Here is a 16,931-nt window from a genome sequence, read left to right as displayed (position 1 = left end):
GGAGAGCCCCGGAAGCCTGCTGGGTATCGGCGGCGGTGCCGTCCCGCCGCCGCTGCGCGCGGTGCATGTCGTCATGCCCGGCGGGGTGGCCGACCCGGCCACGCCGAGCGGCGGCAATACGTACGACCGGCGGATCTGCCGGGAGCTGCCCGGCATCGGCTGGGAGGTTCACGAGCACACGATCGCGGGCGGCTGGCCGCAGGCCGGGCCCGCGGCGCGCGCGGAGCTGGCCCGGCTGCTGGCGGAGCTGCCGGACGGCAGCATCGTCCTCCTCGACGGCCTCGTCGCCTGCGCCGTCCCCTACCTCGTCGTTCCCGAGGCGGAACGGCTGCGGCTCGCGGTGCTGGTGCACCTGCCGCTGGGTGAGGAGACGGGGCTCGCCCCGGGCCGGGCGGCGGACCTGGACGCGCTGGAGCGCAAGACGCTGAACGCGGTGCCCGCGGTCGTGGCCACCAGCGGCTGGGCGGCCCGCCGGCTCGTGGCGCACCACGGGCTGGCCCCGGGCCGGGTCCATGTGGCGGCGCCCGGGGCCGATGTGGCGCCGCAGGCGGCCGGCACGGACGAGGGCACGCGGCTGCTGTGCGTCGCCTCGGTGACCCCGCGCAAGGGCCAGCTCCGGCTGGTGGAGGCGCTGGCCGAGGTCTCCGACGTGCCGTGGACGCTGGAGTGCGTCGGCGCTCTGGAGCAGGACCCCGGCTATGTGGACCGGCTGCGCGAGCTGATCGGGACATCCGGGCTCGGCGACCGGGTGCGGCTCACCGGCCCGCGCGGCGGCGCTGAGCTGGAGGCGAGCTACGCCGGTGCCGATCTGCTGGTGCTCGCCTCGTACGCCGAGACGTACGGGATGGTGGTGACCGAGGCGCTGGCGCACGGCGTTCCGGTGCTGGCCACCGCCGTGGGCGGGATTCCGGAGGCGCTTGGGTACGCGCCCGAGGGCAGTGTGCCGGGCCTGCTCGTACCGCCGGACGATCCGGCCGCGCTCGGGGCGGCGCTGCGCCGCTGGCTGGGCGATCCCGATGTACGCCGCCGGCTGATCACGGCCGCCCGCGGCCGGCGCACCGCGCTGGACGGCTGGCGGACGACCGCAACGGATCTGGCCGGTGCGCTGGAACGACTTCGCCGCGAACCCCGGAGGGCCGCGTGACCACCACCGATACGCCTCGATACGCGCCCGAGTGGCTGGAGTTGCGCGAGGGCGCGGACGCCGCCGCCCGCGCGCCCGAACTGCTGGAGCCGCTGCGTACCCGCCCGGACGAGGGCACCGTACGCGTGATCCACGACCTCGGCTGCGGCACCGGTTCCCTGGGCCGGTGGCTCGCGCCCCGGCTGGACGGCCCGCAGGAGTGGGTGCTGCACGATCACGATCCCGGTCTGCTGGAGCTGGCCGCCGAGCGGGCGCCCCGTACGGCCGCCGACGGCAGCCCGGTCACGGTGCGCACGCGCCGCGGTGACCTGGGCTCGCTGACCACGGACGATCTGGTGGGCGCGTCGCTGGTGACGGCCTCGGCGCTGCTGGATGTGCTGACGGCGGAGGAGATGGAAGGGCTCGCCGCGGCCTGTGCCGGGGCGGGGTGTCCGGTGCTGCTGGCGCTGTCGGTGGCGGGGCGGGTCGAGCTGGCCCCGGAGGATCCGCTGGACGCGGAGATCGCGGAGGCGTTCAACGCCCATCAGCGCCGCTCCGGCCTGCTGGGGCCGGACGCCGTCGCGGTGGCCTCCGAGGCGTTCGCCCGGCACGGCGCGACGGTACGGACGCACGCCAGCCCCTGGCTGCTGGGGCCCGGGGAGTCCGCGCTGGCGGCGGAGTGGCTGCGGGGCTGGGTGGGCGCTGCGGTGGAGCACCGGCCGGATCTGGAACCCCGTGCCGAGACGTATCTGCGGCGGCGGCTGGCGGAGTGTGCGGCGGGCGAGCTGCGGGTGGTGGTGCACCACGACGATCTGCTCGCGCTGCCCCGGCCGGTGAGCCCCGGGCCGACGGGTGGAGTGTCATGAGCGCGTCGATCCGGGCGCGGCTCGGCACACTCGCCGGGGCGGCCATCATCGCGGTGCTGCTGTGGCAGATGGGCACCGGCGCCTTCCTGGAGGGCGTGCGCCGCATCGACGGCCTCACCCTGCTGGCCGCCCTCGGACTCGGCCTGCTGACCACCGTGTTCAGCGCCTGGCGCTGGTGTGTGGTGGCGCGGGCGCTGCGCATCCGGCTGCCCCTGGTCCAGGCCGTCGGCGACTACTACCGCTCGCAGTTCCTCAACGCGGCGCTGCCCGGCGGCGTCCTCGGCGATGTGCACCGCGCGGTACGACACGGGCGGACCGAGGGCGATGTGGCCCGGGGTGTGCGCGCCGTGGTGCTGGAGCGGACCGCGGGTCAGGTGGTGCTGGTGATGGCCGGCGTGGCGCTGCTGTTCGCCCGGCCCTCCCTCGCCCTGTCCGAGACCGGCCGGGTGCTCCACGCCGTGGCCACGACGCCCGGCGCCGCGGCCGCGCTGATCGCGGTGTGCGGGCTCGGGGCCGTGGCCGTCGTACGGCTGCGCCGCGGGCCCGGCACCTCGCGGGGGCGCCGGGCGCTGCGCGCCGCGCTCAGCGAGGCGCGGCTCGGGCTGCTGGCCCGCGCGAGCTGGCCGGGGGTCGTGATCTCGTCCGCGGTGGTGCTGGCGGGCTATCTCGGGATGTTCCTGCTGGCCGCGCGGGCGGCGGGATCAACCGCCCCGGCGGCCCGGCTGGTGCCCATCATGGTGCTGGCCCTGCTCGCCATGGCGCTGCCGCTGAACGTCGGCGGCTGGGGCCCCCGCGAGGGCGTCACCGCGTGGGCCTTCGGCGCCGCGGGCCTGGGCGCCGCGCAGGGGCTGACGGTCGCCGTCGTGTACGGGGTGCTCACCTTCGCCGCGAGCCTGCCCGGTCTGGGTGTGCTGGTCGGGCAGTGGGCCGTCCGGCTGCGGCGTCCCCAGGTCGAGTTCGAAGAGGGTGTCCTCGCCGAGGCGGGCCCGGCGGGTCCGGGGCCGCAGGGCGTCGCGCATGACGGGGGTGCCGTCGAAGCGCAGCCCGGGGATGCCGTCGCCGAGCAGCACCGGTGCCACGGTGACGTACAGCCGGTGCAGCGCGCCGTCGTGCAGAAAGCGCGACACCGTGACGCCGCCGCCCTCGATCAGCACCCGGCCGAGGCCACGCGCCGCAAGCGCCTCCACCAGGCGCTGCGGCGTGAACGCGGCACGGTCCGGCAGGGTCAGTACGTCAACGCCGTCCGGCGCCGTCCGCCCGTCGTGGGCGTCCGCCCCCACCACCCACAGGGTCGGCGCTGAGCCGTCGGTGAAGACCCGGCGATGCGGAGGTACCCGGCCGTGGGGATCGAGGACGACGCGCACCGGATGCGGTCCGGAGCAGGCGCGCACGGTGAGCTGGGGGTCGTCCGCGACGGCGGTCCCGGCCCCGACCACGACGGCGTCGGTGAGGGCGCGCAGCCGGTGCAGATGGCACCGGTCCTCCTCGCCGGTGACGTAGTCGGCGTCGCCGGTGCGGGTCGCGATGAAACCGTCGAGGCTCTGCCCGAGCTGGGCGATCGTCAGCCGCGGCCCGGCCAGGCAGAGCGGCAGATAGCGGTCGGCGAGTTCGTCCGCCCCCGGGGTGGCGTCCCGCGACCAGCGCACGGCGCCGTCCGCGCCGCGCACCAGTCCGGCGGCCCGGGCCTCGGCCACGGTCCGTATGGAGCACAGCCGCTCCCACGCCTGTGCGGTGTCCAGGGTCGTCATCGCGTCTCCGTTTCCTGTCGCTCGCCGACAACCGACTCGCCGACGACGGAAAGGTACTCGGCGAAGGATTCGGTGAGCGCGGCGAGTAGTTCCTTTCCCTTCCCCGCGGATGCCAGGGAAGGGCGGCCGATGACTCCGGACCCGGTGTACTCGGCCATACCGAGGGTCAGCAGATGCTTCCGGTTGTCGGCGAGACAATCGGAGGTTTCATAACCGGGACGGACGAGTTCGGGATGGGCATGCAACAGGATGGAGGTCTCCACTTCCCCGGCGTGCATATCGCTGTACGAGGGGGTCAGGACACCGGCCCTGCCGCGGGCCGTGTCCCAGTCGGCCGAGCCCGGGAAAAGCGCCATGCGGGTACCGGTGCCGGCGGATTCCTGAACAATGTTGCGCAGGACGTAATTTCCGCCGTGCCCGTTCACCAGAATCAGCGAACCGATACCGGAGCGGCGCAGCGATCCGGCGATGTCGCGCACCACGGAGTAGAGGGTCGCGGCGGATATGGAGACGGTGCCCGGCCAGTCCGCGTGCTCGTGCGAGCAGGAGACGGTGACGGGCGGGAGGAGCTGGACCGGATACGCCGCGGCGATCTCCCGGGCGATGGTGCAGGCGATGACCGTGTCCGTCACCAGCGGGAGATACGCGCCGTGTTGCTCGAAGCTGCCGATGGGCAGGACGGCGACACCGGCCCGCCGGGCCCGCACCTCCTCCGTGGTCGTCGGCGGCAGGAGCCCCGAGGCCCACTGGTCCGGCGTTTCCGAATCGCTCATGTTCTTCCGGCCTTTCGTTCTTCGTGCTGCGTGCTTCCTGCTACGGATGCGCGGCCAATCACCCGGCCGACTTTCCCATTTTCCCCTACGCCACCCGGCGTTCACCAGATAGGGTTGCAACATGACAGCAAGTGATAGCGTGTTGGTCGACAGCGCTCGTCGATCGAATGTCGAACGAGTGGTGAATCTCCGGCTGTCCACCGTGCACGGCGATTTTCTCGCTTTCGGCTACCAGGACCACAAACGCGGAGATGAACAGATCGCGCTGGTATACGGCGACGTCAAGGGCGAGGACGCACTGACGCGCGTGCATTCCGAGTGCCTGACCGGAGACGCCTTCGGTTCCCGGCACTGCGAATGCGGCGACCAACTGTCCGCGGCGCTGCGCGCCATCGTGAACGAGGGGCGGGGCATCCTCGTCTACCTCCGCGGCCACGAGGGCCGGGGCATCGGCCTGCTGGCCAAGCTCCAGGCGATGCAGCTGCAGGCGGAGGGCCTGGACACGGTCGAGGCCAACCTCGCGCTCGGCCTCCCGGACGACGCCCGCGACTACCAGGTGGCGGCGGAGATGCTGCACGACCTCGAGGTGCGCTCCATACGGCTGCTCTCCAACAACCCGCGCAAGCGGGAGGCGCTGCTGCGCCACGGCATCAAGATCAGCGAACAGGTTCCGCTGCTGATCGAGCCGTGCGAGGAGAACCTGCCCTACCTGCTGACCAAGCGGGAGCGGATGGACCACTACCTGCCGCATCTGGACGGTGTGCTGACGTCCGTCGACGGCGGCGCCGAGCGGTCCTGAACAGCGCGCGGAGCCGGTGGCGCCGACCGCGCGGCGGGCCTGCCGCGCCGTCGGCGCCACCGATGCACTGAGGCGAGAACAGGCGATCAGTGCACATATGTCCGATGATGTGAAGCATGGACGTGGAGATCACGCTCCGGGTGGACGGTACGGACCACCGGCTCACCGTCGACACCCGTACGACCCTGCTGGACGCCCTCCGCGAGCGGCTGGGGAACACCAGCCCCAAGAAGGGCTGTGACCATGGCCAGTGCGGGGCCTGCACCATCCTGCTCGACGGCCGCCGCGCCCTCGCCTGTCTGGCGCTGGCGGTGGCCCACCAGGGCGCCGACATCGTCACGGCCGCCGGTCTCATGAACGGCGGCGACGGGGAACGCGGCGAGGGCGACGGCCTGCATCCGCTCCAGCGCTCCTTCATCGCCCATGACGCCTTTCAGTGCGGCTACTGCACCCCCGGCCAGATCTGCTCGGCGGTGGGCATGCTGCGCGAGGCGGCGGCGGGCTGGCCGAGCGCCGTGGCCAAGGATCCGAACGCCGCCGACGTGGTGCTGGACGACGAGGAGATCGCCGAGCGCATGAGCGGCAACCTGTGCCGCTGCGCCGCGTACGCCAACATCGTCCCGGCCATCGCCGACGTGGCACACCGGGACGAGGGGACACGCCGATGAAGCCCTTCCGCTACGAGCATGCCGACACCGTGTCGGCGGCGGTGACCGCGCTGGCCGAGGAGCCGGAGGCGGCGTATCTGGCCGGTGGCACCAACCTGGTGGACCTGATGCGGCTGGAGGTGGCGACCCCGGAGGTGCTGGTCGACGTCCGGCGGCTCACCTCGGACCGGATCGAGGAGCTGCCGGACGGGGCCCTGCGCATCGGCGCCGCCGTCCCCAACAGCGATCTGGCCGCCGACCGGCGGGTCCGGCGGCGCTATCCGGTGCTCTCGCAGGCCGTGCTGTCGGGCGCCTCGGGCCAGTTGCGCAACCTCGCCACCACCGGCGGGAACCTGTTGCAGCGCACCCGCTGCCCGTACTTCCAGAACGTGACCACCCCATGTAACAAGCGCGAGCCGGGGTCGGGCTGTTCGGCGCTGGAGGGCTATCAGCGCGATACGGCGATCCTCGGCGCCTCGCCCTCCTGTGTGGCCACCCACCCCTCCGACATGGCGGTCGCGCTGGCGGCGCTCGACGCCGTGGTGTGCGTCCAGGGCCCCCAGGGGCCGAACGGCGAGCGGCGCGTCCCGCTGACCGAGCTGCACCGGCTGCCGGGCGACACCCCCGAGCGGGACACGGTGCTGCGGCGCGGGGAGCTGATCACGGCCGTGGAGCTGCCGCCGCCCGACTTCACCGCCACCTCCCGCTACCGCAAGGTGCGCGACCGCGCCTCGTACGCCTTCGCGCTGGTGTCGGTCGCCGCCGCGCTGGACGTCGCGGACGGGGGGACCGTACGCGACGTACGCATCGCGCTCGGCGGTGTGGCGCACAAACCGTGGCGGGCGTGGAAGGCCGAGGAGTCGCTGCGCGGCGCGCCCGCGACGTGGGACGGCTTCCGGGACGCCGCCGCGGCCGAACTGGCCCAGGCGGACCCGCTGCCGGGCAACGCCTTCAAGGTGGCGCTCGCCCGCAACACCCTCGTCGCCACGCTGCTCGATCTGCTGGAGGTCGCCCGATGAGCGAGGTCAGCGAGGTCAGGGAGCGGCCGCGGGCGGTCGGCGCGCCGCTGCGCCGGATCGACGGCGCGCAGAAGGTCACCGGCACCGCCACCTACGCCTTCGAGTGGCCCGTCGAGCACCCCGCCTATCTCCATCCGCTGCAGGCCACCATCGCCGCCGGGCGGATCACCGGGGTGGACACCGCCGCGGCGGAGGCCGAGCCGGGGGTGCTGGCCGTGCTCACCCATCTCACCGCGCCGCGGCTGACCGTGACGGGCGATCCGGAGCTGGCGGTCCTGCAGTCCGACGAGGTGGCCTGGCGCGGGCAGTTCACCGGCGCGGTGGTCGCGGAGACCCCGGAGACCGCCCGGTACGCGGCGGGCCTGGTGCGGTTCACCTACGAGCAGCGCCCGCCCGATGTGGCGCTGCGCGAGGACCGCGACGACCTGTACAAGCCGGTGGACGCGGCCCAGTTCGGGCAGGGCGGTGGCGAACTCCAGGACGGCTCCCCCGCCGACAGCGTCGTCGGCGACGCCGATACGGCGCTGGCCGCCGCGCACACCGTGCTGGACGCCAGGTACACCACGCCGATGTACCACAACAACCCGATGGAGCCGCACACCGCCGTGGTCACCTGGACCGACGGCGAGCTGCTGGTGTACTGCTCCACCCAGGGCGCGACGATGAGCCGCGATCTGATCGCCGCCACCCTGGGGCTCGGACAGGGACGGGTGCGGGTGGTGTCCCCGCACGTCGGCGGCGGCTTCGGGTCGAAGGTGTATCCGCACACGTACGCGGTGCTCGCCGCGATGGCCTCGCGGACCGTGCGCCGGCCGGTCAAGTTCGCGCTGACCCGACAGCAGATGTTCGCGCTGGTGGGCTTCCGCCCGGCGTCGATCCAGCGGATCCGGCTGGGCGCCGACGCCGAGGGCCGGCTCACCGCCGTCACCCATGACGTGGTCGAGCAGACCGCGCGGGCCAAGGGGTACGCCGACCAGGTCGCCGTGTGCACCCGGCTGATGTACGCCGCCCCGCACCGGCGCACCACCCACCGGCTGGCCCCGCTGGACATCCCGGTGCCGACGATCATGCGGGCGCCGGGCGAGGGGCAGGGCATGTTCGCGCTGGAGTCGGCGATGGACGAGATGGCGCTCGCGTGCGGCATGGACCCGGTGGAGTTCCGCGTCCGCAACGAGCCGGACGTCCATCCCGAGTCCGGACTGCCGTTCTCCAGCCGCCATCTGGTGGCCTGTCTGCGCGAGGGCGCCCGCCGTGCCGGATGGGAGCGGCGCGATCCGACGCCCCGGGCGCGCCGGATGGGCCGCTGGCTGATCGGAACCGGCGTGGCCGCCTCCACCTACCCCTCGCCGCGCCTCCCGGGCAACGCGGCGACGGTCCGGGTCACCCCTGACGGGCACTACACGGCGCTGATCGCCGCCGCCGACCTGGGCACCGGCACCTGGACGGCGCTCACCCAGATCGCCGCGGACGCGCTCGGCGTGCCGGTCGAACGGGTGGAGTTGCGCATCGGGGACACCACCCTGCCGAACGCCTCCCCCGCCGGTTTCTCCTCCGGCATCAACAGCTGGGGCTCGTCGCTCGCTGAGGCCGCCCGCCGGTTGCGCACGCTCCTTGCGACCGAGCACGGCGATGTGGTTCCGCCGGACGGCCTGGAGGTCACCGCCGACATGCCGGTGAACCCCGACGCCGAGCGGTACGCGATGCACAGCTTCGGCGCGCAGTTCGCCGAGGTCCGGGTGGACGCGGACACCGGGGAGATCCGGGTGCCGCGGCTGCTCGGGATGTTCGACGTGGGCCGGGTCATCAACCCCAGGACCGCCCGCTCCCAGCTGCTGGGCGGCATGACGCAGGGCGTCTCGATGGCGCTGTACGAACACAGCGTGCTGGACCCGCGCTTCGGCCATGTGGTCAACCAGGACTTCGCGCAGTACCACATCGCCGCCAACGCCGATGTGCACACGATCGAGGCGCACTGGGTGGACGAGACGGACCCGCACACCAATGTGATGGGCTCCAAGGGCGTCGGCGAGGTGTGCATCGTCGGCACCGCCGCCGCCATCGCCAACGCCGTGCACCATGCGACCGGCGTGCGGGTGCGCGATCTGCCGATCACCTGCGACAAGCTGCTGCCCTGACCCCTGGTCGGCCCCACGCGCCGTCCGCCGCCGCCTCGCGCGCGAAGTCGGCGAGGTCGCGCGGCGCGCGGCCGAGGGCGCGGCGGACGCCGTCGGTCACCCGCGCGTTGCGGCCGTCCAGGAGCGTGCCGAACAGCTCCGTCAGGAAGGTGACGAGGTCGTCCGGGAGCCCGTGGCCGCCCAGTGTCGCCCCGTATTCCGCCACGGAGACCGGCGCGTAGCGCACCTCGCGTCCGCTCGCCCGGGCGATCTCCGCGGCGGCCTCGGCGAAGGTCAGCGGCCGCGGGCCGGTGAGGTCGTGGATCCGCCCCGCGTGCCCGTCCCCGGTCAGGGCGGCGACCGCGACCTCCGCGACGTCGTCGGCGTCGACGAAGGGCTCCTTGACGTCCCCGGCGGGGAAGACGATCTCGCCGCCGAGGACCCCGTCGCGCAGGATGCCCTCGCTGAAGTTCTGGAAGAACCAGCTCGCCCGGATGACGGTCCACTCGGCGCCGTCCACCGCCACCGCCCGCTCGGCGGGCAGGGTCGCGTCCACGCCGCGCGCGGAGAGCAGCACCAGCCGCCGGGTGCCGCCCCGGACGGCCTGTTCGGCGAAGGCCCGGAGGGTGGCGGCGGCGCCCGGGTCGGCGATGTCGGGGTAGTACGCGAGGTACGCCGCGCCGGTGCCGCGCAGCGCGGGCGCCCAGGTGGCGCGGTCCTCCCAGTCGAAGCGCGGCTCGCCGTCGCGGGAGCCGATCCGTACGGGCCGTCCGGCGGCCGTCAGCCGCTCGGCGACCCGGCGGCCGGTCTTTCCGGTGCCGCCGAGCACCAGGACGGTCGGGCGTTGCCGTGTTGTGTGCGGTGTTGTCATGCGAACAGTCAACTGGGCTGCGGTGAGACGGGACATGGCCGATCGGCTCGTTCGCATACGCGCGCGTCTACGATGTGCGGCATGGACGCGCTGGCGAACCTGCTGGACGGGCCGCGGGCCCGGGAGGCGTTTCTGCTCCGGGCCGTGATGGAGCCGCCGTGGTCGGTGCGGATCGAGGACCGGGCCCCGCTGTGTGTGATGACGATGGCGCGCGGCGAGGCGTGGGTGGTGCCCGGCGCCGGTGAACCGCGGCTGCTGCGCCCGGGGGACGTGGCGGTGGTGCGCGGCCCGGATCCGTACACGGTGGCGGACTCCCCGGACACCCCGCCCCAGGCGTGGATCCTGCCGGGCGAGGAGTGCCGGACGGCGGACGGCCGGGATCTGGCCGAGGCGATGGCGCTGGGGGTGCGCACCTGGGGCAACCGCGCGGACGGCTCGACGACGATGCTCATCGGGACCTATCTGCTGGACGGGGAGATCAGCGGGCGGCTGCTGGACGCGCTGCCGCCGCTGCTGGTGCTGACCGGGGAGGTGTGGGACTGCCCGCTGATGCCCTGGCTCGGCGAGGAGATCGTGAAGGACGAGGCGGGGCAGTCGGCGGTGCTGGACCGGTTGCTGGACCTGCTGCTGATCGCCGTGCTGCGGGCCTGGTTCTCCCGGCCGGAGGCGCGGGCCCCGGCCTGGTACCGGGCGCTGGGCGATCCGGTGGTGGGCCGGGCGCTGCGGCTGCTGCAGAACCATCCGGCGCATCCGTGGACGGTGGCGGGGCTGGCCGCGGAGGCGGGCGTCTCGCGGGCGGCGCTGGCCCGGCGCTTCACCGCACTGGTGGGCGAGCCGCCGATGGCGTATCTGACCGGCTGGCGGCTGGCGCTCGCGGCCGATCTGCTGCGCGAGCCGGACGCGACGCTGGCGGCGGTGGCCCGGCGGGTGGGGTACGGCAGCGCCTTCGCGCTGTCCGCGGCGTTCAAGCGGGTACGCGGCGTCAGCCCGCGGGAGCACCGCGCTCGCCGCGCCGCGCCGTCCGCAGGCTGACCGGCGGGACGCGCAGGCAGGCGTCCGGGCCGCAGGTGGTGGTGCGGTCGTAGAGGTCCATGAGGCGGCGGACGCCGCGGGCGATGTCGTACCGCTCGACCGCGTCCGGCACCGGGTACCGCCGGGGGCCCGCGGCCAGCCGGTGGCGCAGCGCGTCGGTGAGGGCGGCCGGGCCGGGGGCGATGCGGCGGGCGGCGGGGGCGGCGCCCGCGGGGAGTTCGTCGAGGGCCGGGCAGCCGGTGTGGAGCACCGGCAGTCCGGCCGCGAGGGCTTCCAGGGCCGCGAGCCCGAACGCCTCCTCGGCGGATGGCGCGACCAGCACGTCCATGGCGGCCAGCAGCCCCGGCAGCCCGGCGGGCCGGTCGTCGGACGGGGCCACGGCCCCGTCCCGCTCCCCCAGCAGCCGGATCCGGTCGGCCGCGCCGAGCCGGGTGGCCAGGTCCTCCAGGGCGGCGCGCTCGGGCCCCTCGCCGACCAGCAGCAGCCGGGCGCCGGGTACGGCGGCCACGGCCCGCACCGCCACCTCGAACCGCTTGGCCGCCACCAGCCGCCCGACCGCGCCGACGACGAAGGCCCGTTCGGGGATGGCCAGGCGGGCGCGGGCGGTGGCGCGGGCGGCGGGGGTGAAGCGGAAGTGGCGGGCGTCGATGGCGTTGGGCACCAGATGGATGCGGTGGTTGGGCACGCCCCAGTCGCGCAGCCGGTCGGCGACGGCGGCAGAGACGGCGACGGTCGCCGAGCCCAGCCGTTCGGCGGCCAGATAGCGGGCGCGGACGGCGGGGCTCAGGGGGTGGCCGTCGACGCTGCGCTCGCCCAGGGCGTGTTCGGTGGCGATCACGGCCCGTACGCCCGCCAGCCGGGCGGCGATCCGGCCGTAGACACAGGCCCGGTAGAGGTGGGTGTGCACCAGGTCGTAGCCGCCGGAGCGGATCGTGCGCACCAGGGCGGGCAGCGCCCGCAGCTCGCCCGCGCGGCCGTCCAGGGGCAGATGGGTGACCGGGATGCCGTCGGCGCGGATGCCGTGAGCGGTTCTGCCCGGTGCGGTGAGGGCGACCACGTCGCAGCGCACCGGCACATGGCGCAGCAGCAGCCGTAGTTGCTGCTCGGCGCCGCCCGCACCGAGGCGGGAGATGATGTGCAGAACTCTCATCGGGCGACCCCGCCCCATCCTCCGTCGTGCAGCCGTGGATTCGTGGTTGCGCGTTTTTCACGCGATCTCCGACCTTGCCAGAGGGCGGGATGTAAATCACGTAAGACGCGCATTGATGGGCCGTCAGGGTGGCTCTTTCGCGGCCCGTCACCACCCGGCCCACCAGGGGCGCGCCGAAAATCCGATGTACGCGATACCGCCTCATCCGATTGTTACCTTCTCATCTCGCGCGATGACATGACGAATGTGGTCCGTTCGGGTCATCGCGGCGCGACATCCGGTTCCAAGTCAGCCGGTTTTCGAATGAACCCGGTTCCAGACAGCCCGCGGGAGTGCCCATGTCTGCACAGACCCCCGTCAGAGATTCGAGAAACGCACGAGACGCGCGCCGTGGAGTCGCCCCCGCCGCCGGGCACGTGCCCGGGCGCGCCGCCGCACCCCCGCACGCGCGCCCCGCCCCGGATGCCGCGCACTCCCGCCCGGCCGCGGTGTACGAGTACAAGCGGTACAGCGAACTGGCGGGCCCGCTGACCGAGCCGCCCGCCGGCCGCCCGTACCGGGTGCACAGCCGCAGCCTGCTGGCGCAGGAGCCGCACCGGTTCCGGGCGGCGCTGCTGCTGTGCGGGGCGCCGGTGTGCTCGGCGCTGCTGCTGCTCTGGCTGCTGCGGCCGGACCACTGGGCGGCTCGCCCCTATGTGACGGCGTGGGAGACCGCGGCGGATGTCGCGATGCTGGTCTCGATCGCGCTGATCGAGACGTTCCGGCTGGTCACGGTCGTCTCCAACGCGCACGCGACGCTGGTGGCCCGGGACCCGGTGCCGGTGACCGCCGAGCCCGGCACCCGGGTGGCGTTCCTGACCAGTTTCGTGCCCGGCAAGGAGCCGATCGCGATGGTCCGGGCCACGCTGGAGGGCGCGGTGCGCATCCGGCACCAGGGGACGCTGGACGTCTGGCTGCTGGACGAGGGGGACGACGCGGAGGTCAAGGAGCTGTGCGCGCGGCTCGGCGTACACCACTTCTCCCGCAAGGGAATCGAGAAGTGGAACCAGCCGAAGGGCGCTTTCCGGGCGAGGACGAAGCACGGGAATTACAACGCCTGGCTGGACGCGCACGGCGACGATTACGCATTCATGGCGTGCGTGGACACCGACCATGTGCCGCTGCCCAACTTCCTGGAGCGCATGCTCGGTTACTTCCGCGATCCGGACGTGTCCTTCGTGGTGGGCCCGCAGGTGTACGGAAACTACGACACCGCCGTCACCAAGGCCGCCGAAAGCCAGCAGTTCCTGTTCCACGCGCTGATCCAGCGGGCCGGGAACGCGTATGGCAGCCCGATGTTCGTGGGCACCAACAACGCGGTGCGGATCAGCGCGCTGCGCTCCATCGGCGGGCTGTACGACTCGATCACCGAGGACATGGCCACCGGCTTCGAGCTGCACCGCCACCGCAACCCGGCCACCGGCAAGAAGTGGCGCTCGGTCTACACCCCGGACGTGCTGGCGGTCGGTGAGGGCCCCAGCTCCTGGACGGACTTCTTCACCCAGCAGATGCGGTGGAGCCGGGGCACCTACGAGACGGTGCTCAAGCAGTTCTGGAAGGCCCCGTTCACGCTGTCCCCGGGGAAGCTGCTCAACTACACGCTGCTGATCACGTACTACCCGATGACGGCGGTCAACTGGGTGCTCTCGGCGCTGTCCTGCACGCTGTTCCTGATGCTGGGCGCGGCCGGGATCGACATCCCGGCCGAGCTGTGGATGATGCTCTACAGCGACGCCGCCATGCTGCAGATCGGGCTGTACATCTGGAACCGCCGCCACAACGTCTCCCCGCATGAGCCCGAGGGGTCGGGCGGGCTCGCCGGAATGCTGCTCTCGGCCCTGTCCGCGCCGATCTACGTCAAGTCGCTGTTCGACGCGGCGCTGCGGCGCAGGAGCCGGTTCGTGGTCACGCCCAAGGGCGACTCGTCCAGCCCGGACCGGCTCTCCACGTTCCGTATCCATCTGCTGTGGGGCGGGCTCTTCGGCGCCTCGCTCGCGGCCTCGTTCTTCCTGGGGCACACGCATGCGGCGATGCGGGCGTGGGCCGTCCTGGCGCTCGCGCTGTGCCTGGCGCCGGTGGTCATCTGGTACGGCGGGGTGGTGCGGGGCCGGCGCCGCGTGACGGCGCCGGCCGTACCGACCGCGCGTGCGGACAGCCCGGGCCCGTGCGCCCCGGCCACGGACCCGGACGCGGTGTGCGCCCTGTGATACCGCCAAGCGGCGCGCCTCAGTGGCGGCCCGGGCCGTCGGCGTTCCGGGCCAGGCCGAGCGCGTACTCGGGCCACCAGCGGCCCGCCGGGGGCCCGCCGTTGCACGTCCCGTCGGATTCGCCGGGCCGCTTGATCCACAGGTACGCGTCCACCAGCCGGTCCCCGGTGCGGGTGCTCGGCGGATGGCCCAGCGCCCGCCCCGGCGGGTTGCACCAGGCCTTCTCCGTCCGGGGCTCGTGCCGGGCCGCGCCGCCGCGCCGCAGCGGGCCGTTGCCGTTGCGGCTGGTGTCGATGACGAAGTGCGCTCCGCCGACCGCGCGGGACAGCCGGTGGCCGTAAGCCTTGGTGCGGCCGGTGCGCTGGAAGTTGGCGACGTTCAGGGAGAAGCCGTCCGCCTGCTCGATGCCGCTCTTGAGCAGCGGCACCATCAGCCGGGCGGGGTTCGTGATCCAGCCCGCGTTCCCGGCGTCCAGGTACACGCGTACGCGGGGCAGCGCGGCGAACGCGGCGACCGCGTCGCGCAGCAGCGCCAGCCGGGGGCCGACCACGCGGCGGGGCACACAGCGGTCGACGACCTGCGCCACCGCGTCGGGCTCCAGCACGACGATCGCCTTGCGGTCGCCGATGCCGAGGGCGATCTGCTCGATCCACCTGCGGTAGGCCGCGCCGTTCGCCGCGCCGCCCGCCGAGTGCCCGCCGCAGTCCCGGTACGGGATGTTGTAGGCAACCAGCACCGGGGTGGTGCCGGTCCGGGCCGCGGACTCGGTGATGAAGCGCACCCGTTCGCGAGGGGGCTGCGGGCCGAGCCATTCGGCGACCGGCTGCTGTGCGATCCGCCGGATCAGCTCGGCGTCGTTGCTCTTCGCTCCGTTCTTCCCCTCTTCCTCCCGCGCACGGACGTGCCGGGCGGCCGGGCCGTTCGGGTTCACCCAGAGCCCGCTCCGCCGCGGCGGAGGGTCGGACAGCTGGCATCCGCTCAGCGGTGCCATGGCCACGGCACCGCATGCGGCGACCGTCAGCAATCGACGCATAACAGACTTACCTGGATATCTCTCGCGCATGCGAGGCATCATGGCACCGGGTGCCGCCGGTTCAGCGGACGTCGCGTTCGTTGTCGCCGTTCCGGTCGCTGTCGTGGCCGTCGTCCTGCGTACGCGGGTCCTCCGTACGCCACAGCGGATGCTCGCGGGCGGCCCACCGCGGGTCGACCCGGCCGGTGCGCATCCCGCGCCGCGCCTCCGGATCGGCGAGCGCCTTCCCGATGTGCCCGATCACCACGATGCCGACGGCCAGCGCCAGCCAGTCGTGGACGAACGTGGCGCTGGTACGCCACATGAGCGGGGCCAGTCCGGTGAACCACATCAGCGATCCGGTGGCCGCCATCACCAGCACCGCGCCCGCGGTCCAGGCGGCGTACACCTTCTGGCCCGCGTTGAACTTGCCCGCCGGGCGCTCCGCCCTGCTGTGGTCGCGGCGCAGCGCGGCCCGCAGCCAGCGGCGGTCGTGCGGTCCGAAGCGGTTGAGGCGGCCCAGGTCGGCCCGGAAGGCGCGGGAGGCGAGACCGAGCAGGGCCGGGACGGGCGTCAGGACGCCGGTCCACTCGTGGACGATGACCACCAGCGCGCGGCGGCCGACGAGTTCGGCGAGGGCGGGTACGTACAGACAGGCCGCGCTGACCACGCACGCCCCCAGGAGCGCGGCCGTGGTGCGGTGGATCCAGCGCTCGGCGGGCGTGAAGCGGCGCACCCGGCGCGCGGTGGCGGCCGGGGCCGCGGCGGTCTCGGGCAGTGGGGTCTCAGGCAGTGGGGTCATCATCGCGTCCGTTCGATCTGCCGACCCAGGCGTCCACGTCGTACCCCCGGTCCTCCCAGTAGCCGGGGCGCACCTCGTCGGTGACGGTGATGCCGGAGAGCCACTTCGCCGACTTGTAGAAGTACATGGGCGCGACATAGAGCCGGACCGGGCCGCCGTGCGCGTGGCCCAGCGGCTCGTCCCGCATCCGCAGCGCCACCAGGACGTCCGGGCGGCGCGCCTGGTCGAGGGTGAGGCTCTCGGAGTACGCGCCGTCGAAGCAGGTGAACCGGACCGCCCTGGCGCGCGGGCTCACCCCGGCGGCGTCCAGCAGCGTCGACAGCCGCACCCCCTCGAACGGCGTCCTCGGCACCCGCCAACCGGTGACGCACTGGACGTCCCGGACGAGCCGGGCCTGCGGGAGCGCGCGCAGCTCGGCGAGCCGGTAGTCGGCGGGCTTGTCGACGAGGCCGCCCACGGTGAGGCGGTAGCTCGTGGCGTCCTTGTGCGGGACGGAGGACGTCACGGAGTAGTACCGGAACCCGCCGCCGTTGGGCAGCAGCCCGGTCACCCCGGTGGGGTCCTTGCCGGACACCGCGCCGAGGGTGTTCTCCAGCCCGCGCTGCGCCCAGGGAGCGACGGCCATACCGGCGGCGCCGAGGCCGAGCATGCCGAGCAGGATGCGGCGGCCGACGGGTGTGCCGCGCTCGTCGTCGCCGGGGGTTGCGTCCATGCCCTGATGACACCACC

General features: G+C 73.7%; 14 protein-coding genes and 2 pseudogenes. 9 read left to right on the top strand and 7 right to left on the bottom strand.

Annotation, left to right across the window (positions count from 1 at the left end):
• The first annotated feature begins 73 nt into the window (after nucleotides 1–73).
• The 3 genes and pseudogenes from ACFZCY_RS30940 to ACFZCY_RS30930 form a co-directional block, all read left to right on the top strand.
• Nucleotides 74–1,144, top strand: coding sequence for a glycosyltransferase (locus ACFZCY_RS30940; protein ID WP_391180782.1), 1,071 nt, complete (start codon nucleotides 74–76; stop codon nucleotides 1,142–1,144).
• A complete protein-coding gene (locus tag ACFZCY_RS30935; protein ID WP_391180516.1) occupies nucleotides 1,141–1,989 on the top strand; it encodes a methyltransferase domain-containing protein in 849 nt (282 codons plus the stop codon). The genes ACFZCY_RS30940 and ACFZCY_RS30935 overlap by 4 nt, the downstream gene beginning before the upstream one ends.
• A pseudogene (locus ACFZCY_RS30930) lies at nucleotides 1,986–2,825 on the top strand (lysylphosphatidylglycerol synthase transmembrane domain-containing protein); the annotation flags it as partial. The gene ACFZCY_RS30935 and the pseudogene ACFZCY_RS30930, both read left to right, overlap by 4 nt.
• A 270-nt stretch (nucleotides 2,826–3,095) precedes the next feature.
• On the opposite strand, the pseudogene ACFZCY_RS30925 reads toward ACFZCY_RS30930, so the two are convergent.
• A pseudogene (locus ACFZCY_RS30925) lies at nucleotides 3,096–3,737 on the bottom strand (RibD family protein); the annotation flags it as partial.
• Entirely contained in the window at nucleotides 3,734–4,510 is a 777-nt protein-coding gene (locus tag ACFZCY_RS30920; RefSeq protein ID WP_391180514.1) for a creatininase family protein, read from the bottom strand. The pseudogene ACFZCY_RS30925 and the gene ACFZCY_RS30920, both read right to left, overlap by 4 nt.
• 121 nt (nucleotides 4,511–4,631) lie before the next feature.
• On the opposite strand from ACFZCY_RS30920, the gene ribA reads away from it, so the two are divergent.
• The 4 genes from ribA (at nucleotide 4,632) to ACFZCY_RS30900 (ending at nucleotide 9,110) form a co-directional block, all read left to right on the top strand.
• On the top strand, nucleotides 4,632–5,309 hold the full coding sequence (gene ribA, locus ACFZCY_RS30915) for a GTP cyclohydrolase II (RefSeq protein ID WP_391180511.1): 678 nt from the start codon (nucleotides 4,632–4,634) through the stop codon (nucleotides 5,307–5,309).
• Between the two features lie 116 nt (nucleotides 5,310–5,425).
• The gene (locus tag ACFZCY_RS30910) at nucleotides 5,426–5,977 is read left to right on the top strand and encodes a 2Fe-2S iron-sulfur cluster-binding protein (RefSeq protein WP_391180508.1); all 552 of its coding nucleotides are present in this window, start codon (nucleotides 5,426–5,428) and stop codon (nucleotides 5,975–5,977) included.
• Nucleotides 5,974–6,975, top strand: a complete 1,002-nt coding sequence (locus ACFZCY_RS30905) for an FAD binding domain-containing protein (RefSeq protein ID WP_391180505.1) — start codon at nucleotides 5,974–5,976, stop codon at nucleotides 6,973–6,975. Before ACFZCY_RS30910 ends, ACFZCY_RS30905 begins: the two co-directional genes overlap by 4 nt.
• Nucleotides 6,972–9,110 (top strand): molybdopterin cofactor-binding domain-containing protein, encoded by a 2,139-nt coding sequence (locus ACFZCY_RS30900; RefSeq protein WP_391180502.1) that lies wholly within the window; start codon nucleotides 6,972–6,974, stop codon nucleotides 9,108–9,110. Before ACFZCY_RS30905 ends, ACFZCY_RS30900 begins: the two co-directional genes overlap by 4 nt.
• Here the strand turns inward: ACFZCY_RS30900 and ACFZCY_RS30895 are convergent.
• Nucleotides 9,085–9,960 carry an NmrA family transcriptional regulator gene (locus ACFZCY_RS30895; protein WP_391180499.1) on the bottom strand — a complete coding sequence of 292 codons (876 nt, stop codon included), beginning with the start codon at nucleotides 9,958–9,960 and terminating at the stop codon, nucleotides 9,085–9,087. The genes ACFZCY_RS30900 and ACFZCY_RS30895 overlap by 26 nt on opposite strands.
• Before the next feature lie 81 nt (nucleotides 9,961–10,041).
• Here ACFZCY_RS30895 and ACFZCY_RS30890 point away from each other — a divergent pair, with 81 nt between their 5' ends.
• Nucleotides 10,042–10,992 carry a cupin domain-containing protein gene (locus tag ACFZCY_RS30890; RefSeq protein WP_391180497.1) on the top strand — a complete coding sequence of 317 codons (951 nt, stop codon included), beginning with the start codon at nucleotides 10,042–10,044 and terminating at the stop codon, nucleotides 10,990–10,992.
• Here ACFZCY_RS30890 and ACFZCY_RS30885 read toward each other — a convergent pair.
• On the bottom strand, nucleotides 10,943–12,142 hold the full coding sequence (locus ACFZCY_RS30885; protein ID WP_391180494.1) for a glycosyltransferase: 1,200 nt from the start codon (nucleotides 12,140–12,142) through the stop codon (nucleotides 10,943–10,945). The genes ACFZCY_RS30890 and ACFZCY_RS30885 overlap by 50 nt on opposite strands.
• Before the next feature lie 338 nt (nucleotides 12,143–12,480).
• Between ACFZCY_RS30885 and ACFZCY_RS30880 the strand changes: the two genes are divergently transcribed.
• The gene (locus ACFZCY_RS30880) at nucleotides 12,481–14,388 is read left to right on the top strand and encodes a glycosyltransferase family 2 protein (RefSeq protein ID WP_391180491.1); all 1,908 of its coding nucleotides are present in this window, start codon (nucleotides 12,481–12,483) and stop codon (nucleotides 14,386–14,388) included.
• A 19-nt stretch (nucleotides 14,389–14,407) separates the two neighbouring features.
• On the opposite strand, the gene ACFZCY_RS30875 is transcribed toward ACFZCY_RS30880, so the two are convergent.
• From ACFZCY_RS30875 to ACFZCY_RS30865, 3 genes are read right to left on the bottom strand one after another with little or no spacing between them, the layout of a single operon-like run.
• Entirely contained in the window at nucleotides 14,408–15,451 is a 1,044-nt protein-coding gene (locus ACFZCY_RS30875; protein ID WP_391180489.1) for a glycoside hydrolase family 6 protein, read from the bottom strand.
• A 31-nt stretch (nucleotides 15,452–15,482) separates the two neighbouring features.
• Nucleotides 15,483–16,202 carry a cytochrome b/b6 domain-containing protein gene (locus ACFZCY_RS30870; protein ID WP_391180487.1) on the bottom strand — a complete coding sequence of 240 codons (720 nt, stop codon included), beginning with the start codon at nucleotides 16,200–16,202 and terminating at the stop codon, nucleotides 15,483–15,485.
• Nucleotides 16,186–16,914 (bottom strand): molybdopterin-dependent oxidoreductase, encoded by a 729-nt coding sequence (locus ACFZCY_RS30865; RefSeq protein ID WP_391180483.1) that lies wholly within the window; start codon nucleotides 16,912–16,914, stop codon nucleotides 16,186–16,188. The genes ACFZCY_RS30870 and ACFZCY_RS30865 overlap by 17 nt, the downstream gene beginning before the upstream one ends.
• Between the last annotated feature and the right edge of the window lie 17 nt (nucleotides 16,915–16,931).

The sequence above is a fragment of the Streptomyces sp. NPDC007983 genome, assembly GCF_042958345.1.
Taxonomy (GTDB): Bacteria; Actinomycetota; Actinomycetes; order Streptomycetales; family Streptomycetaceae; genus Streptomyces.
Note: the sequence above shows the minus strand (reverse complement) of the source record. Positions and strands in the feature narration are given on the sequence as shown.